Below are 17,859 nucleotides of genomic sequence, written 5' to 3' on the forward strand. Positions count from 1 at the left end.
GATATGTCGTTTTTCTCGAAACTGCGCGAGCGGCTGACCCGCTCTTCCTCGAAAATCGGCGAGGGCCTGGATGATATCGTCGGGGAGGGTGCGCCCGGGGACCCGGAGCACGAAGAAGACCGGCAGGTGGAACCCGCTCCGGCAACGCCGCCGACAGGATTGGTGGGGCGGCTCTTTAACCGGCCGGAAGCGCAGGCGGCGGAGCCCCGCCGGGCGCTTGACGACGAGATGCTGGAAGAGCTCGAGGATATGCTGGTTCAGACCGATCTTGGCGTTGAAACCGCCATGCGGATCAGCGCCAATATCGCCGAGGGTCGGATGGGGCGCCGCATGTCTTCGACCGAACTTAAGGAATTGCTGGCCGCCGAAATCACCCGGATCATGACGCCGGTCGCCCGTCCGCTGCCGCTATATTCGAAGAAACCGCAGGTGGTGCTGGTGGTCGGTGTGAACGGCGCGGGAAAAACCACGACCATCGGCAAGCTTGCCAGCCAGTTCAAGGCAGCGGGAAAATCCGTGGTGATTGCCGCCGGAGACACATTCCGCGCGGCGGCGGTTGAACAATTGCAGATCTGGGGAGAACGTGCGGGGGTGCCCGTCATGGTCGCGGCACAGGGCTCGGATCCGGCCAGTCTTGCATTTGACGCGATGACGAAGGCCGAAGCCGACGGCGCGGATTTGCTGATGATCGACACGGCGGGGCGATTGCAGAACCGTCAGGATCTGATGGAGGAACTGGCCAAGATCGTTCGGGTGATCCGCAAGAAAGATCCGGATGCGCCGCATAATACCCTGCTGGTGCTGGATGCGACGACGGGGCAGAACGCCATCAATCAGGTCGAGACCTTCCGGAAGCTTGCCGATGTTTCGGGTCTGGTGATGACCAAGCTGGATGGAACCGCGCGGGGCGGGGTTCTGGTCGCGCTTGCGGATCGTTTCGGGCTGCCGATCCACGCGATTGGTGTCGGCGAACAAATCGAGGATCTGGATGCATTCGAACCGGAAGAATTCGCCCGCGCTTTAGTAGGGCTGTAATCCTTCGATATTGCGCTATCTGTTGGCGTGACCAAGAAAAAGGGCCATCGCGGCGGCCCTTTTGTCTATGGTTATCGCGGTATTACTGCTCGCCGCCCGGCTTCAGCTTGCCGTTGCGCTGCTGTACCATCATGAAGGTGTCGAAATTATATTCGGCTGTCTGCGCATAGAGATACCATTCGTCGCGGAATGGCAGCATCGCCTCATATTGCTTCTTGAACCATTCATTCTCTTCGGAAAGTTCGGCATAGACCTCGTTGGAGGCTTCGAATGCGGCGGCCATGATCTCTTCCGAGAAGGGCCGGAGCTGGGCGCCGGAACCGACCAGTTCCCTGAGCGCGGTCGGGTTCTTGATGTCGTATTCCGCCAGCATGTTCTGATCGACGGCCTGACAGCAAGTCCGCAAGAGCGATTTATAATTCTCGGGCAGTTCCTCGAATTTCGCCTTGTTGAAGAAGAAACTGACGGTCGGTCCGCCTTCCCAGAAACCGGGATAATAATAATAGGGCGCGACCTTCTGGAAGCCCAGCTTGCCGTCATCATAGGGGCCGACCCATTCGGCAGCGTCGATCGTACCCTTTTCAAGTGCGGGATACACATCACCGCCGGCAACCTGCTGGGGCACCACGCCCAGCTTTTCCACGACGCGGCCGGCCAGGCCCGCAATCCGCATCTTCAGGCCTTTCATATCTTCCAGCGTCTTGATTTCCTTGCGATACCATCCACCCATCTGCACACCGGTATTGCCGCCGGGGAAAGAGACGAGGCTGTATTGTTCAAGGAATTCGTTGTAATTCTCGATTCCGCCGCCATGATAATTATAGGCTGCCTTGGCACGGGCACTGAAGGTAAAGGGCAGATCGGCACCGCAAGCGAAGGCCGGATCCTTGCCCCAGTTGTAATAGCCCACCGAATGCGCCGATTCGACGGTGCCGTCGGTCGCCGCGTTAATCGAGTCGAGCCCGGGGACGATCTCGCCCGCGGCAAAAACCTGAATCTTGAACTTGCCGTCCGTCGCCTCGTTCAGCCGTTTCGACAATTCATCGCCGCCACCATAGATGGTGTCCAGCGATTTCGGGAAGGACGACGCCATGCGCCAGTTGATCGACGGTGATTCCTGCGCGATGGCGGGAGCGGCCAGTGCCGTTCCGGCTGCCGCCGCCGCACCACCTACGGATGCGCGCGCCAGGAAAGAGCGGCGGTCCAGATTGCTGGTTTTTTTCATAAACTCTCCTCCGAGTTGGGCGGTCGGGTGTCTGCCCCGGTTTCGCCGCTTTCTTACTGTGCGCAGTTTAACCAGTGGGTGACGGCTGTCGAGGGGGATTGCGGCATGGTCGCGCGAAAAACACATGGTTTTGCGCGGTGTTTATACACCGGTTTCCTGTGCCCGGATATTTGGCCGATATGCCGGCCAAGGAGGCCGTGGCAGGAGGGTAGAGCACCCTCCCGGTTGATTCTGACCCGAGCGAAGCTTAGCGCAGGACCGATTTGCCCGCGTAAACCGCCGCCGCGCCAAGCATCTCTTCGATACGGATCAGCTGGTTGTATTTGGCCAGCCGGTCCGAGCGGGACAGCGATCCGGTCTTGATCTGACCGCAATTCGTGGCAACCGCGAGATCGGCAATCGTGGCATCCTCGGTCTCGCCCGAGCGGTGGCTCATGACGCTGGTATAGCGGGCACGGTCTGCCATGCGCACGGCGTCCAGCGTTTCTGACAAGGTACCGATCTGATTGACCTTGACCAGCAGGCTGTTGCCGCAGCCCTTCTGAATGCCCTCTGCAAGGCGGACTGGGTTGGTGACGAATAGATCGTCGCCCACAAGCTGCACAGTTGCGCCCAGCCTGTCGGTCAGCAACTTCCAGCCTTCCCAGTCATCCTCGGCGCAGCCGTCTTCGATGGACAGGATCGGATAATCGGCGCAAAGCGCGGCCAGATAGTCGACATTCTCTTCCGGCGACAGCGATTTGCCTTCGCCCTTCATTTCGTATTTTCCGCCGGTGAAATATTCAGTCGAGGCGCAATCAAGCGCCAGCATGATATCGTCGCCGGGTCTGTAACCTGCCTTTTCGATGGATTTCAAAATGAAGTCCAGCGCATCGCGAGAGCTTGACAGGTTCGGAGCGAACCCGCCCTCGTCGCCGATTCCGGTCGACTGGCCTGCCGCCGAAAGTTCCTTTTTCAGCGTGTGGAAGACTTCCGAACCCATGCGCACGGCCTCGCGGATATTCCGCGCACTGATCGGCATGATCATGAATTCCTGAATATCGATCGGATTGTCGGCATGTTCGCCGCCATTGATGATATTCATCATCGGCACGGGCAGAATATGCGCGGCTGTTCCACCGACATAACGGTAAAGCGGCTGTGCGCAGCTTTCTGCAGCGGCTTTTGCCACCGCCAGCGAGACGCCAAGAATGGCGTTCGCGCCAAGACGGCCCTTGTTCGCCGTGCCGTCGGTCTCGATCATCAATGCATCGATGGCCCGCTGCTCGGTCGCATCCTCGCCCACCAGCATCTCGGCAATTTCGCCATTCACAGCGGCGACGGCCTCCAGCATGCCCTTGCCCAGATAGCGCGACCTGTCACCATCGCGCCGCTCGACCGCTTCATGCGCGCCGGTCGAAGCGCCGGAAGGCACGGCGGCGCGACCCAGCGAGCCGTCTTCAAGCGTCACATCGACCTCGACGGTCGGATTGCCGCGGCTATCGAGAATTTCACGGGCGAAAATATCGAAGATGGCGGTCATGAGGAGTCTCCGTTGATCAGCGTTGACGTCTACATAACCGCCAGAGCGCCCGGCTGAAAGCAACAATTGTCATGGCAGCTGGATGTCGATCCAGATCGGCAGGTGGTCCGAGGCTTCGGGCGCATATTTTTCCGAGAAGACCCCGCTATCCTTGACCTCAATTCCCGGGGTAACGGCAAACCGGTCGAGTTTAAGGCGTGGCAGGGGGGCAGGGTATGACGGACCCGGAGCGAGAATCCGGAAATCCTCGATCGGCTCGAATCCCCGGTCATCGCGCCATTCGTTGAAATCGCCCATCATGACGGCATGTTCCGACGGGAGCCGTCTCAGCTTTTCCGAGATCCTCGCAAGCTGCGCCCTGCGGGACGATCGGGCAAGGCCCAGATGCAGCCCCACCACGGTAAATCCGGGCAGACGCAGCGCAATCGCGCCGCGCGGTTCAAGCCCCGGCAAAGGAAGGCGGCGCAGCGTGGCAGCCCGGGCAAGTTCCGGTCGCATCAGGATGGTTTGACCATGCCAGCCCAGCGAATTTCCGCCCGTCCCGTTGAAATCTGCCGGAATCAATCCGGTTTCCCGTTCGATCATCGCGCGGGGCAGGGCCTCGGGCCGGGTGCCAAGGCGGAAATCGGCTTCTTGCAAGGCGATGATATCCGGGGCGAGGTCGCGGATGACCGCAAGATTGCGCTCGGGCGCATGCGGTCCGGTCAGGCCGCGGCATTTGTGAAGATTGTAACTGGCCAGTCTTAACACGTGTCGGCCTTCTCTGTACTTAATACTGATTTATCTCGCAAAAGGATTAAAGAGAACCTTGCATGGCGATACACGACCAATTCTTCCGCCCGTATCGCGCCAATCGCCGCTGCATCAGGTTCCGCAAAAGGTTTGCCTGACGGCCTCGTCCGGTTTTGGGGGCAGGGCAAACGCGTCCCATTCGGAACGGGTTTCGCGGGGATGGGTGACCGCATCGCACAGCGTTTCGAACGGTGCCCGATCACTTGCCACGGCTGCGGCAATTGCCTGTTCGATCCGATGATTTCGCGGGATTCGTGCCGGATTGGCCCGAGCCATGAGATCCGGATCCGGGCGGCACGAACGCCAGCCGCTGACCCATTCGTCAAATGCCGCCGGCTCGGTGAATTCATCACGTGCGGAATTATCGGAAAGGCCATGAAAGACCCTTGTGAAATCCGCCTTCTGCCTGGCCATGATGGTCAACAGCCGCTCCGCCAGTTCGCGGTCCTTTTCTTCCGGGTCGGCAAGACCCAGTTTTGCGCCGAATTCACGTAACCACGCGTCTTGATACAATGGTGCGAAGCGGTGAACGGACTGCGTCGCGGCTTCGATGGCCTTGTCGCGATCTCCCATCAGGGGAATCAGGCAGGTGGCGAGCTGCGCAAGATTCCAGACCGCGATCTGCGGCTGGTTCGCCCATGCATAACGCCCCATCTGATCTATCGATGAAAACACCGTGTTAGGATGATAGATATCCATAAAAGCGCACGGGCCGTAATCAATCGTTTCGCCTGAAATCGCCATGTTGTCAGTGTTCATCACGCCATGAATGAACCCCAGCGCCATCCATTTTGCGATCGTTTCCGCCTGCCGCCCGACCACCTGATCCAACAATTCCAGCGGTCCCGAGACCTGCGGGTAATGCCGTTTGATAACGTGATCGGTCAAGGCGCTCAGGGCGCTTTCGTTCCCGCGCACAGCGAAATACTGGAACGTGCCCACGCGGATATGACTGGACGCTACCCGTGTCAGAACCGCGCCCGGCAAACCATCCTCACGCCAGACCGTCTCGCCGGTCGTCACCGCGGCAAGGGCGCGAGTGGTCGGTATATCCATGGCCGCCATGAACTCGCTGACGATATATTCGCGCAGCACCGGCCCCAGCCACGCCCGGCCATCGCCCATTCGCGAGAACGGGGTCTTGCCGCTGCCCTTCAATTGAAGATCGAACCGCGCGCCGTCCGGGGCCACCACCTCGCCCAGCAATACGGCACGGCCGTCACCAAGCTGCGGCACGAAGCCTCCGAACTGATGCCCGGCATAGGCCTGGGCGATAGGTTCCGCCCCTTCCGGCAGGGAGTTCCCGGCCAGCATTGCAATTCCATCCGGACTGCGCAGCCATGTGGCATCAAGCCCCAATCGCTCTGCCAGCTTTTCATTAAGCGCCATAAGTGCCGGTTCCGGCACCGGTGTGGGGTTGATCCGTGCGAAGAAGCCTTGAGGCAGCCGCGCGTAGCTGTTGTCGAAATGAATCATTCGGGTCTCCTGTTCCCTAAAGATAAGAAGCCCGGCCGGATTTGCTATCCCTTGCGTGAGACCGCCCATCCGCGTATCGCGGAGTTGAAAAGGAGCAGCGCCGATGAAATTCCTCGATCTCGCCAAAGTCTATATCCGCTCGGGTGGCGGCGGTGCGGGCTGCGTGTCGTTCCGGCGCGAGAAATATGTCGAGTTCGGCGGTCCCGATGGCGGCGATGGCGGTAAGGGCGGCGATGTCTGGGCCGAAGCGGTCCCGGGGCTGAACACGCTGATCGATTTCCGCTATCAGCAGCATTTCTTCGCCAAATCGGGCCAGCACGGCATGGGTAGCCAGATGACCGGCAAGGGCGGAACCGACGCTGTGCTGAAGGTGCCGGTCGGAACCGAGATCCTTGACGAGGATGAGGAAACGGTCATCGCCGATCTCACCGAGCCGGGGCAACGCGTGCTTCTGGCGCGTGGCGGTAATGGCGGCTGGGGAAATCTGCATTTCAAATCCTCGACCAATCGTGCGCCGCGAAATGCCAATCCCGGGCAGCCGGGTGTCGAACGCACCATCTGGCTGCGGCTCAAGCTGATCGCGGATGCGGGGCTTGTCGGGTTGCCAAATGCGGGAAAATCGACATTCCTTGCAGCGGTCTCGAATGCCAGGCCCAAGATTGCCGATTATCCGTTTACGACCCTGCATCCCAATCTGGGCGTCGTCGGGGTGGATAACCGAGAATTCGTGATGGCCGATATTCCCGGCCTGATCGAAGGCGCAAGCGAGGGCAGGGGGATCGGCGACCGCTTCCTTGGCCATATCGAGCGCTGCGCGATTCTGCTGCATCTGGTCGATGGCACCTCTGAAGATGTCGCCGGGGATGCCCGTACCGTGCTGACCGAGCTGGGCTCTTATTCTCCGGTCCTGATGGCAAAGCCGCGGATTACCGCCTTGAACAAGATCGATGCACTGGACGAGGAAACGATTGCCACGCGCCGGACCGAGCTTGAAACCGAGACCGGGGAGGTGGTTTATCTGATGTCAGGCGTGGCCAGGCAAGGCGTGACCGAGGTGCTGCGGGCGCTATGGGCCGAGATCGGACCGACACATGCGCCGGCTGACGACGCGGATGAAGGACCGTGGCGGCCTTAGTGTCCTGAGGTATTTGAACAAAGAAGAAGTCGGATGCGCGAGAATACCCGGAAAATGGGCGGTGAGGCCCCTGCATTGGCAGATGCCCGCCGTCTGGTTGTCAAGATCGGTTCGGCCCTGCTTGTCGGTCCCAACGGATTGGCCGGCGAGTGGTTGCGCGGTCTTTGCGACGATGTGGCCATATGGCGGCAGCGCGGTTGCGACGTCGTTCTTGTTTCGTCCGGCTCAATTGCGCTTGGCCGCCGCGTGCTTGGTCTGCCCGCTGGCGCATTGTCGCTTGAACAGGCGCAGGCGGCGGCGGCGGTGGGGCAGATCCGTCTTGCCCGCGCCTATGAAGAAGCATTGGCGCCGCATGGCGTCACGACGGCGCAGATCCTTCTGACGCTCGAAGACAGCGCCGAACGCCGGCGCTATCTGAACAGCCGGGCGACGATGCAGACGCTTCTGTCTCTGGGCGTCGTTCCGATCGTCAATGAAAACGACACCATCGCCACGGATGAGATCCGTTATGGCGATAATGACCGGCTTGCCGCGCAGATCGCGGTAACCTGCGGCGCCGATCAGTTGTTGCTTCTGTCGGATGTGGATGGGCTTTATACAGCCAACCCCAAGACCGATCCCGATGCCCGTCACCTGCCTGTCATCGAGCACCTGACCCCCGAGATCGAGGCGATGGGCGGCGACCCGGTCTCGGGCTTGTCCAAGGGCGGCATGAAAACGAAATTGCTGGCAGCCCGCACCGCTATCGCCGGGGGTTGTGCAATGGTGATCGCCGAAGGCTCGGTCTTGCGTCCCCTGTCCGCAGTGGCGGGCGGGGCGCGGGCAAGCTGGTTTCTGCCGGATGATGACCCCCAAACAGCCCGAAAACGCTGGATCGCGGCGATGAAGCCGAAAGGCGCGGTGACGATCGATCAGGGGGCGGTGAACGCATTGCGGGGAGGCAAGTCGCTGCTGCCCGCGGGCGTCCGGTCTGTTTCGGGTGCATTCGGGCGCGGTGATCCGGTGACGATCTTCGGCCCCTCCGGTGAAACGCTCGCGACCGGATTGACGCGCTATACCGCCGATGAAACGCGCCGGATCAAGGGACATCATTCAGCCGAGATCGAGGCGATATTGGGTTATCCGGGCCGCGCGGCATTGATTCATCGTGACGACATGGCACTTTGACAGCCCATCAGAAGCCCTGATATTTAATCTCTTGGCATCCGTTACAAACCAACACGGCAAGATCCTGTGCATTCACCATTCCCGAGGGCGGCAATGAGACATCTGACCATTACATATTGCACCGGCTGCAATTGGCTGCTGAGGGCCGGATGGTATGCTCAGGAATGTCTTTCGACCTTCGGCACGGCATTGCAGGTGACTTTGGTTCCCGACGATAGCGGCGGGGTGTTTCACATCATGCTGGACGGAGAATTGCTGTGGGAACGGAAAAGGGATGGCGGTTTTCCCGATATCCGGACCTTCAAGCAACGTATCCGGGATGTCATCGAACCAGAGCGGTCTCTGGGCCATCTGGACGAATGACCCGCCGGCCTGACTGATTTTCTCAGGCCACTTTCTGCCGTGGCCGCACCAGCCTGCCACGCCCCCTTTCATGCATCAGACGGGCTGCATCCGGTCCCGGGGCGGGCAGGGACAGAACCGCGTCACGCATGACGGCGATCGCTTCGTCGCTGGCTCGGGGCAGGGCGGCGGGATCAAGCGGTTTGCCGATCGTGACCCGATAAGGCTGGCCGACCTTGTTCAGCACCTCGTTGAACAAGGTCACGTCGCGCAGGGTCGGATGGATCGCATCCAGCAGATAGAACAGCAATGAATTGCGCGCACGGATATTCATCGGAATAACGGGAACGTCGAATTTGCGGGCAATCATGGCGGCGCTGGCCATCCAGGGACGTTCGTGAAGTGTTATCCCGCGCCGCTTCGCCAGCCGGCCCGAAGGGAAGATCAGCCCTATTCGGCCGGCCTCCAGAGCGCGGCGGGTGTAATCCATTGTCGCCTTGGTCTTGGCATGGCTGCGTTTGTCCACCCGCCATTCGACCGGCGCAATCAGATCCTCGGTCTGGGGCAGCACCCGGATCATGTCATGATTGGCGTAAATGAAAAGATCATCGCGCAGCGGGGTTATCAACGCATGCATGACGATGCCATCGGCGATCCCCGTCGGGTGGTTGGACACGATCAGGGCAGGCCCCGTCGCGGGCAGGTTCTCCATCCCTTCGACCTGAACATCGCGCGCAATCAACTGGGTCATTCTGCGCATGATCTCGGGGGTTGGCAGGTCGCGGAATTCCGCGCCCAGCTCGATGGTACGGGGGTATTGCAACAGGCGCATCATGGCCTGTCTGGCGATCCGGTGATGCAGCTTCCGGGAAAAAAGCCACGGTGCCCGCTCGGCGATCAGCGGATCAAGGCGGGCCTGCATTTCGACCCTCGCATGAAGATTTTGTTCACTCATCTCAGTTATTTTGCCCCGAGGGATCGATATCCACAAGCCAAGTTATTTACCGGCGGCAATCATCCGCGTGACCATCTCGCGGAGGTTCCTGCTGATCCCTTTCATCGCGGCCATCCGTTCCAGCGCCGCTAGCGCCCTTTTGCGGCGATTTTCGTCATAGCGCGGCCATGTTTCGAAAGCCGTGGACATCCGCGCCGCGATTTGCGGGTTGATCGGGTCCATTTTCATCAGCCATTCGGCAAGGAAATCGTAACCCTTGCCGTCGGCAGCGTGAAAGCCCGCATGGTTCGCGGCCAGCCCGCCCAGAAGCGCACGGAAGCGATTGGGGTTCTTCCAGTCGAAATCGCGACGCTCGGAGAGCTGCCGGGCAATCGCAATGGCATCGGCAGGAGGAGCCGCCATCGGCTGTACGGTAAACCATTTATCCATCACCAGCCGGTTATCCTTGAACTGGTCATGCAATGCGGAAAGCGCCACACCGCCGCGACCTCGCCGGACGAGGCAGATCAGTGCCGCCATTCTTTCGGTCATATTGCTGGTGATACCGAACAGAACCTCGGCGCGCTCTCCGCCGTCGATTCGGGTCAGCAGCCCAAGCGCGGAAATGCGTAGCGCCCGCCGGGCGGCGGAGTCGGCATCGGGCGAATAGGGTCCCGGCACCACCATCTGATCGTAGATCGCAGACAGGAGATTCGCATGAGTCTCGGCCATGCGGCGCGCCAGCCGGTTGCGAGCGTCGTGAATGGCATCGGGATCCGGGATAGCCCCCGCGGCGTAAAGGCGGGTGGCAATCTCTTCTTCGCCGGGCAGGTTCAGGCACAGGGCGCGGAAGGCGGGATCCGCATCCTCATCCGTCGCAAGCTGGCCAATGGCGCCGATATAATCCGCGCCGCCCTCTTGTCCCTGGGACAATGCGGTCAGGGCATGAAGCGCCAGTTCGCGCCCGGCCTCCCATCGCGCAAAGGGATCGGTATCATGGGCCAGCAGGAAGGCCCGGGTCGCGTCATCGATGTTCCGTTCGAGAATCACCGGGGCCGAAAAGCCGCGCAGGGCCGATACAACCGGGCGCGCGCCGAGGCCGTCGAAGCTGAATTCCTGCTTTGCCTCTGACATTTCGAGCATCCGGGTCGGCTCGATCTCGTCGCCATTCGGGCCGATCAGGCCGACGGCGATTGGAATGACGCGCGGGGGTTTGTCATTCTGCCCCGGTGTCGGCGGAGTATGCTGAGTGAAATGCAGGGTAAGGCGGCCGTTCTCCCAGGTTTCGCGCATGGTGAGGCGCGGCGTGCCCGCATCCGTATACCAGCGCTTGAATTGCGTCAGATCTCGCCCTGTCGCGTCTTCGAAGACCTTCAGCCAATCTTCGATCGTCGCCGCCTCGCCGTCATGACGCTTGAAATAAAGATCGAGTGCGCGGGCATAGCCGTCATCGCCGACCAGCCGTTTCAGCATCCCGATCACCTCTGCGCCCTTTTCATAGACGGTCGCGGTATAGAAATTGTTGATTTCCTCGTATTCCTCGGGCCGGACGGGATGGGCAAGCGGCCCCTGATCCTCGCGGAACTGGCGCGCGCGAAGGGCCTGCACATCGCCGATTCTCTTGACGGATGCGCTGCGCATATCGCTGGTGAACTGCTGGTCGCGGAAGACCGTCAGCCCCTCCTTGAGGCAAAGCTGGAACCAGTCGCGGCAGGTGATGCGATTGCCGGTCCAGTTGTGGAAATATTCATGGGCGATGACGCTTTCGATCCGTTCGTAATCCGCATCCGTCGCGGTTTCGGGAGAGGCGAGCACCAGCTTGGAGTTGAAGATATTCAGCCCCTTGTTTTCCATCGCGCCCATGTTGAAATCATCCACGGCAACGATGTTGAAAACATCAAGGTCATATTCACGCCGATAGACATCCTCATCCCATTTCATCGACTTGATCAGCGATTCCATGGCGAATCCGGCACGATCCTCATCTCCGGGACGAACCCAGACATTCAGGGCGACATCACGGCCTGACGCGGTTGTGAACCGATCCTCGATCGCCACCAGATCGCCGGCGACAAGCGCAAAAAGATAAGCAGGTTTGGGCCAGGGGTCGTGCCACTCGGCCAGTCCCTCCTCCTGTCGGACCGGGTTGCCATTCGACAGCAGAACAGGCTGATCGGAATGGATCGTGACCTGGAAAGGCGCCATCACATCCGGACGGTCGGGATAAAAGGTGATATGCCGGAATCCTTCCGCCTCGCATTGGGTGCAGAACATTCCGTTCGAGATATACAGGCCCTCGAAGGCCGTATTGGCAGAGGGGTTGATCTCGACCTCGGTGGCGAGGGTGAACTGTCCGTCGGGCAGGGCCGCGGCCGCTATGACAAGGCGCTCATCGTCGCGTGTGACCTGATCGGCGGCAGGTTCGCGGCCGTCGATGGTCAGCGAGATCAGGTGCAGATTCTTGCCGCCATCCAGCAGGAGATCCTCTGACCCGTTGCGTGGTCTGAATGTCAAATCCGCCCTGACGCGAGTCGCATCGGGCGCAAGAGTGAACTCGAGCCGGGTCTGTTCGAGGATGAAGGGATAGGGGCGATAATCGGCAAGAAATTGCCTATCCGGCGAGTCTGTTCGAGTCATATTCATTACTCCGCCTCAAAAAAGTGCCATTGTTCAGGGAACTGTGCACCTGTCAAAGTGTTAATCGTCTGTGAACCAGGCCGCAAGCCGGGCATCGCTGGTTGTCGTTTGACAGTTGGACAGCGCTGACGGACAGGTTGGCACACAGACAGGGTGTTAAAGAATTATTTAAGGAGGGCAGCAATGACCTATGATCCGAACGATCCTAACCGTAAGAACGTCGAAGGCGATCCGGCGGCACCGAAAGAAACTTATGTCGAACCGGTCGAGCGCAAATCTTCGCCGCTTCCACTGATCATCGGCGTGCTTGTTGCACTGGCCGTTGCCTGGTTTGTCCTTCAGAAATTCACTGGAAGTGATGAAGTCACAACCGAAGGCGACAGCGCAACCGTCAGCACGACGGAAGAGCCCGCAGCCGGGGGCGCAGATAGCGAATCCACCGAAGCCGAGGGCGAAGCTGACAATGCTGCGTCGGAAGCCGAAGCCGCAGCCGATGACGCTGCCGCAGCGACTGAAGATGCTGCCGAAGCAACCGAAGATGCTGCAAGCGACGCAGGTGCAGCAGCAGAAGACGCCGCGAGTGACGCCACTGATGCAGCAGACGATGCTGCCGGGGCAACGGAAGACGCTGCCAGCGATGCTGCTGACGCGACAGAAGACGCCGCAAGCGATGCGACAGAAGCCGGCGAAGATGCTGCCACCTCTACCGAGGAAGGCGCGGCAGCCACGACCGATTCGGCCGGTGATGCATTGCAGGATGCGGGCGACGCTGCGGCTGATGCCGCTTCGGATGCCGCTGACGCCGTCGAAGGTGCCGCTGAAGATGCTACCGATGCATTGCAGGATGCCATGCCGGGCAGTGACGAACCCGCGACCGAGTCGACAACGACTCCAAGCAACTGATCTTTGGATCAAAGCAGCCAACCATCAGGCCGCCCGTCATCGGGCGGCCTTTTTCATGCGCGAAGAGAGGTCGTGAGGGTTGCAATGACACCGCAGGCAATAACATTGCGCTACGCCGCGTGTCGTTTCATATCGTCATATGGTCCTTTCGGACCCTTGTGAAAGATTATTGCGCAATGCTATGCATGCGCAAACTCGAACGCATAGAATGGGGGGCCTAAACGCCATGAAGATTGGCGCTTTGAAGGAGAACTATGAGGGTGAAGCGCGGGTGGCGGTGACACCGGCTTCGGCTGCACATCTCCAAAAGCTTGGACATGAGGTTTTTGTCGAATCCGGTGCGGGCGCTCGTGCCGGTTTCTCGAATGAGGATTATGAGAAAGCCGGGGTCACCGTCGCGCGAACAGCGGCAGAGGTGATCGGAGCGGTCGATATCGTAGCCAAGGTGCGCCAGCCTTCCGATGGCGAGATCGGGCAGATGCGCGAGGGACAGACGCTGATCTCGTTCTTCTATCCGGCGCAAAGTCCGGAATTGCTGGAGAAAGCCAAAGAGCAGGGCATTACCGCCATTGCCATGGACATGGTGCCGCGCATCAGCCGCGCGCAGAAGATGGACGCATTGTCCTCGATGGCGAATATTGCCGGCTACCGCTCGGTGATCGAGGCGGCGAATAATTTCGGACGCTTCTTTACCGGACAGGTGACAGCAGCAGGCAAAGTGCCTCCTGCGAAAATTCTGGTTGTCGGGGCAGGGGTCGCAGGTCTTGCCGCAATCGGTACCGCCACCAGTCTGGGTGCGCAGGTTCACGCATTCGACGTGCGCCCTGAAGTGGCCGAACAGATCGAATCCATGGGCGCGGAATTCGTATATCTGGATTTCGAGGAACAGGCACAGGACGGTTCCGCGACGGGTGGCTATGCCGCACCGTCAAGCCCCGAATTCCGCGAGAAACAGCTGGAGAAATTCCGCGAGCTTGCGCCTCAGATGGATGTCGTCATCACCACGGCGCTGATTCCGGGCCGCGACGCGCCGGTTCTGTGGACGAAGGACATGGTCGAGGCGATGAAGCCCGGCTCTGTCATCGTCGACCTTGCCGCCGAAAAGGGCGGCAATTGCGAACTGACTATCCCTGACGAGCGGATCGTGACGGAAAACGGTGTGATCATCGTTGGATATACGGATTTCGCCAGCCGCATGGGTGCGCAGGCATCCGAACTTTATGGTAATAATATCAGGCATTTCATGACCGATCTTACACCAAGCAAGGATGGTGTGGTCGTACATGACATGGAGGATGACGTGATCCGCGGCGCGACCGTGACGCATGATCACGACATCACCTTCCCGCCGCCCCCCCCCAAGATCGCGGCGATTGCGGCGCAGAAGCCCAAGGAAAAGCCGAAGCAGCTGACACCCGAGGAAAAACGGGCGCAGGAAATTGCCGCATTCAAGGCGGAAACCAGATCGCAGGTTGGCTTGCTGGCCGGGGGCGGCATTCTGCTGCTGCTGATCGGGTTTCTGGCGCCGGCCAGTTTCATGGCGCATTTCATCGTCTTTGTTCTGGCCTGTTTCGTGGGCTTCAAAGTGATCTGGAATGTCGCGCATTCGCTGCACACGCCGCTGATGGCGATCACCAACGCGATTTCCTCGATCATCATCCTGGGCGCATTGATGCAGATCGGATCGGGTTCGGCATGGGTTTTGATCCTCGCGACGCTGGCCGTGCTGATGGCCGGGATCAATATCTTCGGTGGCTTCCTCGTCACCCGGCGCATGCTCGCCATGTTCCAGAAATCGTAAGGAGGGGATGATGGAGTACGGATTCACCACCGCCGCATATGTGGTTGCCGCGATCCTGTTCATCCTGTCTCTGGGCGGGCTGTCGGGTCAGGAAAGCGCGAAACGTGCCATCTGGTATGGTATCGTCGGGATGGGGCTGGCCGTCGTCGCTACATTGTTCGGCCCCGGGGCAGGCAACTGGCTTCTGTCGGTTATAATGATCGCCATCGGCGGCGCGATCGGCTGGGTCGTCGCCAAGCGCGTCCAGATGACCGAAATGCCGCAACTGGTTGCCGCGATGCACTCTCTGGTCGGTCTGGCGGCCGTGTTCGTGGGTTTCAACGCGCAGATCGAGAATGGCCGCGTTGCCGCCGCGAAAGCCGCAGGCGATGCCGTCGAGAAGTTCACCGGCTTTGCCGCCATTCTGGCGCATAAGACCCCGGCGGAACTGACGATGCTGCAGATCGAAGTGTTTCTTGGCGTCTTCATCGGTGCGGTAACCTTCACCGGCTCGGTAGTGGCGTTCGGAAAGCTTGCGGGCAAGATCGACGGCAAGCCGAAGAAACTGCCTGGCGGGCATATGCTGAATGCCGGCGCGCTGGCGCTGTCGCTGCTGTTCGGGCTGCTTTACCTGACCGGCGTCGGCCCGGGGATGTTCTGGCTGATCCTGATCATGCTGCTGGCCTTCTTCATCGGCTGGCATCTGATCATGGGGATCGGTGGGGCCGATATGCCGGTCGTCGTCTCGATGCTGAACAGTTATTCGGGTTGGGCCGCCGCCGCCATCGGCTTTACACTCAGCAATGACCTGCTGATCGTGACGGGCGCTCTGGTCGGCTCCTCGGGGGCGATCCTCAGCTATATCATGTGCAAGGCGATGAACCGTAATTTCGTCAGCGTGATCCTTGGTGGATTCGGTGGTGAACAAGGGCCCGCGGCGGAGATCGAGGGCGAACAGATCGCCATCGACGCCGACGGCGTGGCCGCCGCCCTGAACGAGGCCGACAGCGTGATCATCGTTCCCGGTTACGGCATGGCGGTGGCGCAGGCACAAGGCGCGGTCAGCGAGTTGACCCGCAAGCTGCGGGCGGCGGGGAAAGAGGTGCGCTTTGCCATCCATCCGGTTGCGGGCCGCCTGCCGGGGCATATGAACGTGCTGCTGGCCGAGGCCAAGGTGCCTTACGATATCGTTCTGGAAATGGATGAGATCAACGAGGATTTCCCCTCGACCGACGTGGTGATCGTCATCGGCTCCAATGACATCGTGAATCCGGCCGCGCAGGAAGACCCGAACAGCCCCATCGCCGGCATGCCGGTACTGGAGGTCTGGAAGGCCAAGCAGGTCTTCGTGTCGAAGCGGGGGCAGGGCACCGGCTATTCCGGCATCGAGAACCCGCTGTTCTTCAAGGAGAACACAAGGATGTTCTATGGTGATGCCAAAGACTCGGTGAACAAGCTGTTGCCGATGGTCGAGTGACCATTCCTGAGGGCGGGGGATTTTCCCCGCCCTTTCACGATGTTTTCACATCTGGGCTAGGAGGCGGCCCGTGAGTTCCGACACTGATCATCCGCAGCGATATGCTTTGGTGAACGAGCTTCATGCCCGGCCTTCCCCGCGATTAAAGGCGCCGGCGACCTGTGCTTTCGTCGCCTTCAAGGAGCCCCGCGACGCAGCCAATCGCGACAGGTCACGGGATGTCGCCCATCTGACCGAGCTGACCGAGCGACATGGCGGACAACGCCCCGATCCCCAGGACAGCCATTATCAGGGCAAGCTGGGGCGATATGATCTGAAATGGGAAAGCCATACCGAGTTCGTCACCTGCATGGCGATGACTCCGGGCCTGCCCATCCGGCCATTCGATCCAAGTGCCGGGGCAATATTTTCGCAGGAATGGCAGGATAATGCGCCGGGCAAGCGAATCGCGGCGATGCTGGTGCAAATCGACATTCTGCCCGAAGATCCTCAGGACGCATTGAACCGGATCGGCGACTGGTTCGCGCGCGACGGGCTGACCGCTGTGTGGGTGCTGGACGAAATGGCGGTGATCGCGGGTGATTTTCGTATCGATTCGAATGGCTGGATGCGTTTCGCGATATTCGTGCGCCCGGAACTGGGCGAGGGACGGATCGGCAGGATCCTGCACAGGCTGGTCGAACTGGAAACCTATCGCGCGATCTCCATGCTTGGGCTGGATCGAGCGCGGCTCCTGAGCCGCCGCTTGAACGAATTGGAGCCGCGCCTTTCGGCCATCGTCGAAGGCATGTCCGATGAAAACCGGTCCGCCGAAAACGTCTTGCAGGAATTGCTGACCGTATCCGCCGAGCTGGAATCCCAGGCGGTGCAGCATTCGTTCCGTTTCGGCGCGACCACCGCCTATGAGGCGATCGTCATGGACCGGATCAATGCCTTGCGTGAAACCCGGCTGTATGGGCGGCAGATGTTGACGGAATTCATGCGCCGCCGCTACAAGCCCGCCATGCGCACGGTGAAATCCGCCGAAGAGCGGCTGCGAAGCATGATCGAAAGGTCCAATCGCGCAGGTGAATTGTTGCGCACGCGTGTCGATGTCGAACGGTCTGCTCAAAACCAGCTTTTGCTGGAACGGATGGATCGCCGCGCCGATCTGCAATTGCGCCTGCAACATACGGTCGAGGGTCTGTCGGTCGTCGCCATCAGCTATTATGCGGTGGGGTTGTTATCCTATGCGCTATATCCGCTTGCAGCCCGCATCGGTGTCGACAAGGCTTATCTCATCGCGGCATTGACCCCGATTGCCGTTCTGACCGTCTGGTGGGGCATGTGGCGTATCAAGCGCCGCCTGCATCAGACTCATGACCGGAATGATTTGTGAGTTGCGCCGCTGCCCCGGTACAAGATAAATCCGGCAAGGATCGAAAAGGATAATGT

The 17,859-nt window shown here is 60.2% G+C and carries 14 protein-coding genes; 8 read left to right on the plus strand and 6 right to left on the minus strand.

Annotated elements, in window-relative coordinates; translation table 11 throughout:
* The first annotated feature begins 3 nt into the window (after nt 1-3).
* Nucleotides 4-1,035: a signal recognition particle-docking protein FtsY gene (gene ftsY / locus D3P04_RS15420; RefSeq protein WP_119750443.1), complete on the plus strand. Its 1,032-nt coding sequence runs from the start codon at nt 4-6 to the stop codon at nt 1,033-1,035.
* Between the two features lie 82 nt (nt 1,036-1,117).
* Here the strand turns inward: ftsY and D3P04_RS15425 are convergent, their stop codons facing one another.
* The 4 genes from D3P04_RS15425 to D3P04_RS15440 all read right to left on the minus strand — a co-directional run bounded on the left by D3P04_RS15425 (nt 1,118) and on the right by D3P04_RS15440 (nt 6,050).
* Entirely contained in the window at nt 1,118-2,242 is a 1,125-nt protein-coding gene (locus tag D3P04_RS15425; RefSeq protein WP_119750561.1) for a TRAP transporter substrate-binding protein, read from the minus strand.
* 265 nt (nt 2,243-2,507) lie between these two features.
* Nucleotides 2,508-3,782: a phosphopyruvate hydratase gene (gene eno / locus D3P04_RS15430; RefSeq protein WP_119750445.1), complete on the minus strand. Its 1,275-nt coding sequence runs from the start codon at nt 3,780-3,782 to the stop codon at nt 2,508-2,510.
* A gap of 69 nt (nt 3,783-3,851) precedes the next feature.
* Nucleotides 3,852-4,532: an endonuclease/exonuclease/phosphatase family protein gene (locus D3P04_RS15435; protein WP_119750447.1), complete on the minus strand. Its 681-nt coding sequence runs from the start codon at nt 4,530-4,532 to the stop codon at nt 3,852-3,854.
* A gap of 114 nt (nt 4,533-4,646) precedes the next feature.
* Nucleotides 4,647-6,050: a protein adenylyltransferase SelO gene (locus D3P04_RS15440; RefSeq protein ID WP_119750449.1), complete on the minus strand. Its 1,404-nt coding sequence runs from the start codon at nt 6,048-6,050 to the stop codon at nt 4,647-4,649.
* Between the two features lie 103 nt (nt 6,051-6,153).
* On the opposite strand from D3P04_RS15440, the gene obgE reads away from it, so the two are divergent.
* The 3 genes from obgE to D3P04_RS15455 all read left to right on the plus strand — a co-directional run bounded on the left by obgE (nt 6,154) and on the right by D3P04_RS15455 (nt 8,715).
* On the plus strand, nt 6,154-7,185 hold the full coding sequence (gene obgE, locus D3P04_RS15445; RefSeq protein ID WP_119750451.1) for a GTPase ObgE: 1,032 nt from the start codon (nt 6,154-6,156) through the stop codon (nt 7,183-7,185).
* A 54-nt stretch (nt 7,186-7,239) separates the two neighbouring features.
* Nucleotides 7,240-8,352 carry a glutamate 5-kinase gene (gene proB, locus D3P04_RS15450; protein WP_119750563.1) on the plus strand — a complete coding sequence of 371 codons (1,113 nt, stop codon included), beginning with the start codon at nt 7,240-7,242 and terminating at the stop codon, nt 8,350-8,352.
* Between the two features lie 93 nt (nt 8,353-8,445).
* Complete coding sequence (locus D3P04_RS15455; protein WP_119750453.1) at nt 8,446-8,715, plus strand: SelT/SelW/SelH family protein; 270 nt, start codon at nt 8,446-8,448, stop codon at nt 8,713-8,715.
* Between the two features lie 22 nt (nt 8,716-8,737).
* Here D3P04_RS15455 and D3P04_RS15460 read toward each other — a convergent pair whose 3' ends face one another.
* Together D3P04_RS15460 and pepN are read right to left on the minus strand one after the other, a co-directional pair.
* Nucleotides 8,738-9,649, minus strand: coding sequence for a 1-acyl-sn-glycerol-3-phosphate acyltransferase (locus tag D3P04_RS15460; RefSeq protein ID WP_232845031.1), 912 nt, complete (start codon nt 9,647-9,649; stop codon nt 8,738-8,740).
* Between the two features lie 42 nt (nt 9,650-9,691).
* Nucleotides 9,692-12,265 carry an aminopeptidase N gene (gene pepN, locus D3P04_RS15465; RefSeq protein WP_119750567.1) on the minus strand — a complete coding sequence of 858 codons (2,574 nt, stop codon included), beginning with the start codon at nt 12,263-12,265 and terminating at the stop codon, nt 9,692-9,694.
* A gap of 183 nt (nt 12,266-12,448) precedes the next feature.
* Between pepN and D3P04_RS15470 the strand changes: the two genes are divergently transcribed.
* The 4 genes from D3P04_RS15470 (at nt 12,449) to D3P04_RS15485 (ending at nt 17,803) form a co-directional block, all read left to right on the plus strand.
* On the plus strand, nt 12,449-13,168 hold the full coding sequence (locus tag D3P04_RS15470; protein ID WP_119750455.1) for a hypothetical protein: 720 nt from the start codon (nt 12,449-12,451) through the stop codon (nt 13,166-13,168).
* 226 nt (nt 13,169-13,394) lie between these two features.
* Nucleotides 13,395-14,969: a Re/Si-specific NAD(P)(+) transhydrogenase subunit alpha gene (locus tag D3P04_RS15475; protein ID WP_119750457.1), complete on the plus strand. Its 1,575-nt coding sequence runs from the start codon at nt 13,395-13,397 to the stop codon at nt 14,967-14,969.
* A 10-nt stretch (nt 14,970-14,979) separates the two neighbouring features.
* Nucleotides 14,980-16,425, plus strand: a complete 1,446-nt coding sequence (locus tag D3P04_RS15480; protein WP_119750459.1) for an NAD(P)(+) transhydrogenase (Re/Si-specific) subunit beta — start codon at nt 14,980-14,982, stop codon at nt 16,423-16,425.
* A gap of 70 nt (nt 16,426-16,495) precedes the next feature.
* Nucleotides 16,496-17,803 (plus strand): DUF3422 family protein, encoded by a 1,308-nt coding sequence (locus tag D3P04_RS15485; protein ID WP_119750461.1) that lies wholly within the window; start codon nt 16,496-16,498, stop codon nt 17,801-17,803.
* The last annotated feature ends 56 nt before the right edge of the window (nt 17,804-17,859 follow it).

This window comes from Paracoccus onubensis, assembly GCF_003591515.1.
GTDB lineage: Bacteria > Pseudomonadota > Alphaproteobacteria > Rhodobacterales > Rhodobacteraceae > Paracoccus > Paracoccus onubensis.

Excerpts from the sequence above, each read along its gene's own strand:
- D3P04_RS15460 (WP_232845031.1), bottom strand. The coding sequence starts at position 9,649 with ATGAGTGAACAAAATCTTCATGCGAGGGTCGAAATGCAGGCCCGCCTT.
- D3P04_RS15440 (WP_119750449.1), bottom strand. The coding sequence starts at position 6,050 with ATGATTCATTTCGACAACAGCTACGCGCGGCTGCCTCAAGGCTTCTTC.
- ftsY (WP_119750443.1), top strand. The coding sequence starts at position 4 with ATGTCGTTTTTCTCGAAACTGCGCGAGCGGCTGACCCGCTCTTCCTCG.
- pepN (WP_119750567.1), bottom strand. The coding sequence starts at position 12,265 with ATGACTCGAACAGACTCGCCGGATAGGCAATTTCTTGCCGATTATCGC.
- proB (WP_119750563.1), top strand. The coding sequence starts at position 7,240 with ATGGGCGGTGAGGCCCCTGCATTGGCAGATGCCCGCCGTCTGGTTGTC.
- D3P04_RS15455 (WP_119750453.1), top strand. The coding sequence starts at position 8,446 with ATGAGACATCTGACCATTACATATTGCACCGGCTGCAATTGGCTGCTG.
- D3P04_RS15475 (WP_119750457.1), top strand. The coding sequence starts at position 13,395 with ATGAAGATTGGCGCTTTGAAGGAGAACTATGAGGGTGAAGCGCGGGTG.
- eno (WP_119750445.1), bottom strand. The coding sequence starts at position 3,782 with ATGACCGCCATCTTCGATATTTTCGCCCGTGAAATTCTCGATAGCCGC.
- D3P04_RS15480 (WP_119750459.1), top strand. The coding sequence starts at position 14,980 with ATGGAGTACGGATTCACCACCGCCGCATATGTGGTTGCCGCGATCCTG.
- obgE (WP_119750451.1), top strand. The coding sequence starts at position 6,154 with ATGAAATTCCTCGATCTCGCCAAAGTCTATATCCGCTCGGGTGGCGGC.
- D3P04_RS15470 (WP_119750455.1), top strand. The coding sequence starts at position 12,449 with ATGACCTATGATCCGAACGATCCTAACCGTAAGAACGTCGAAGGCGAT.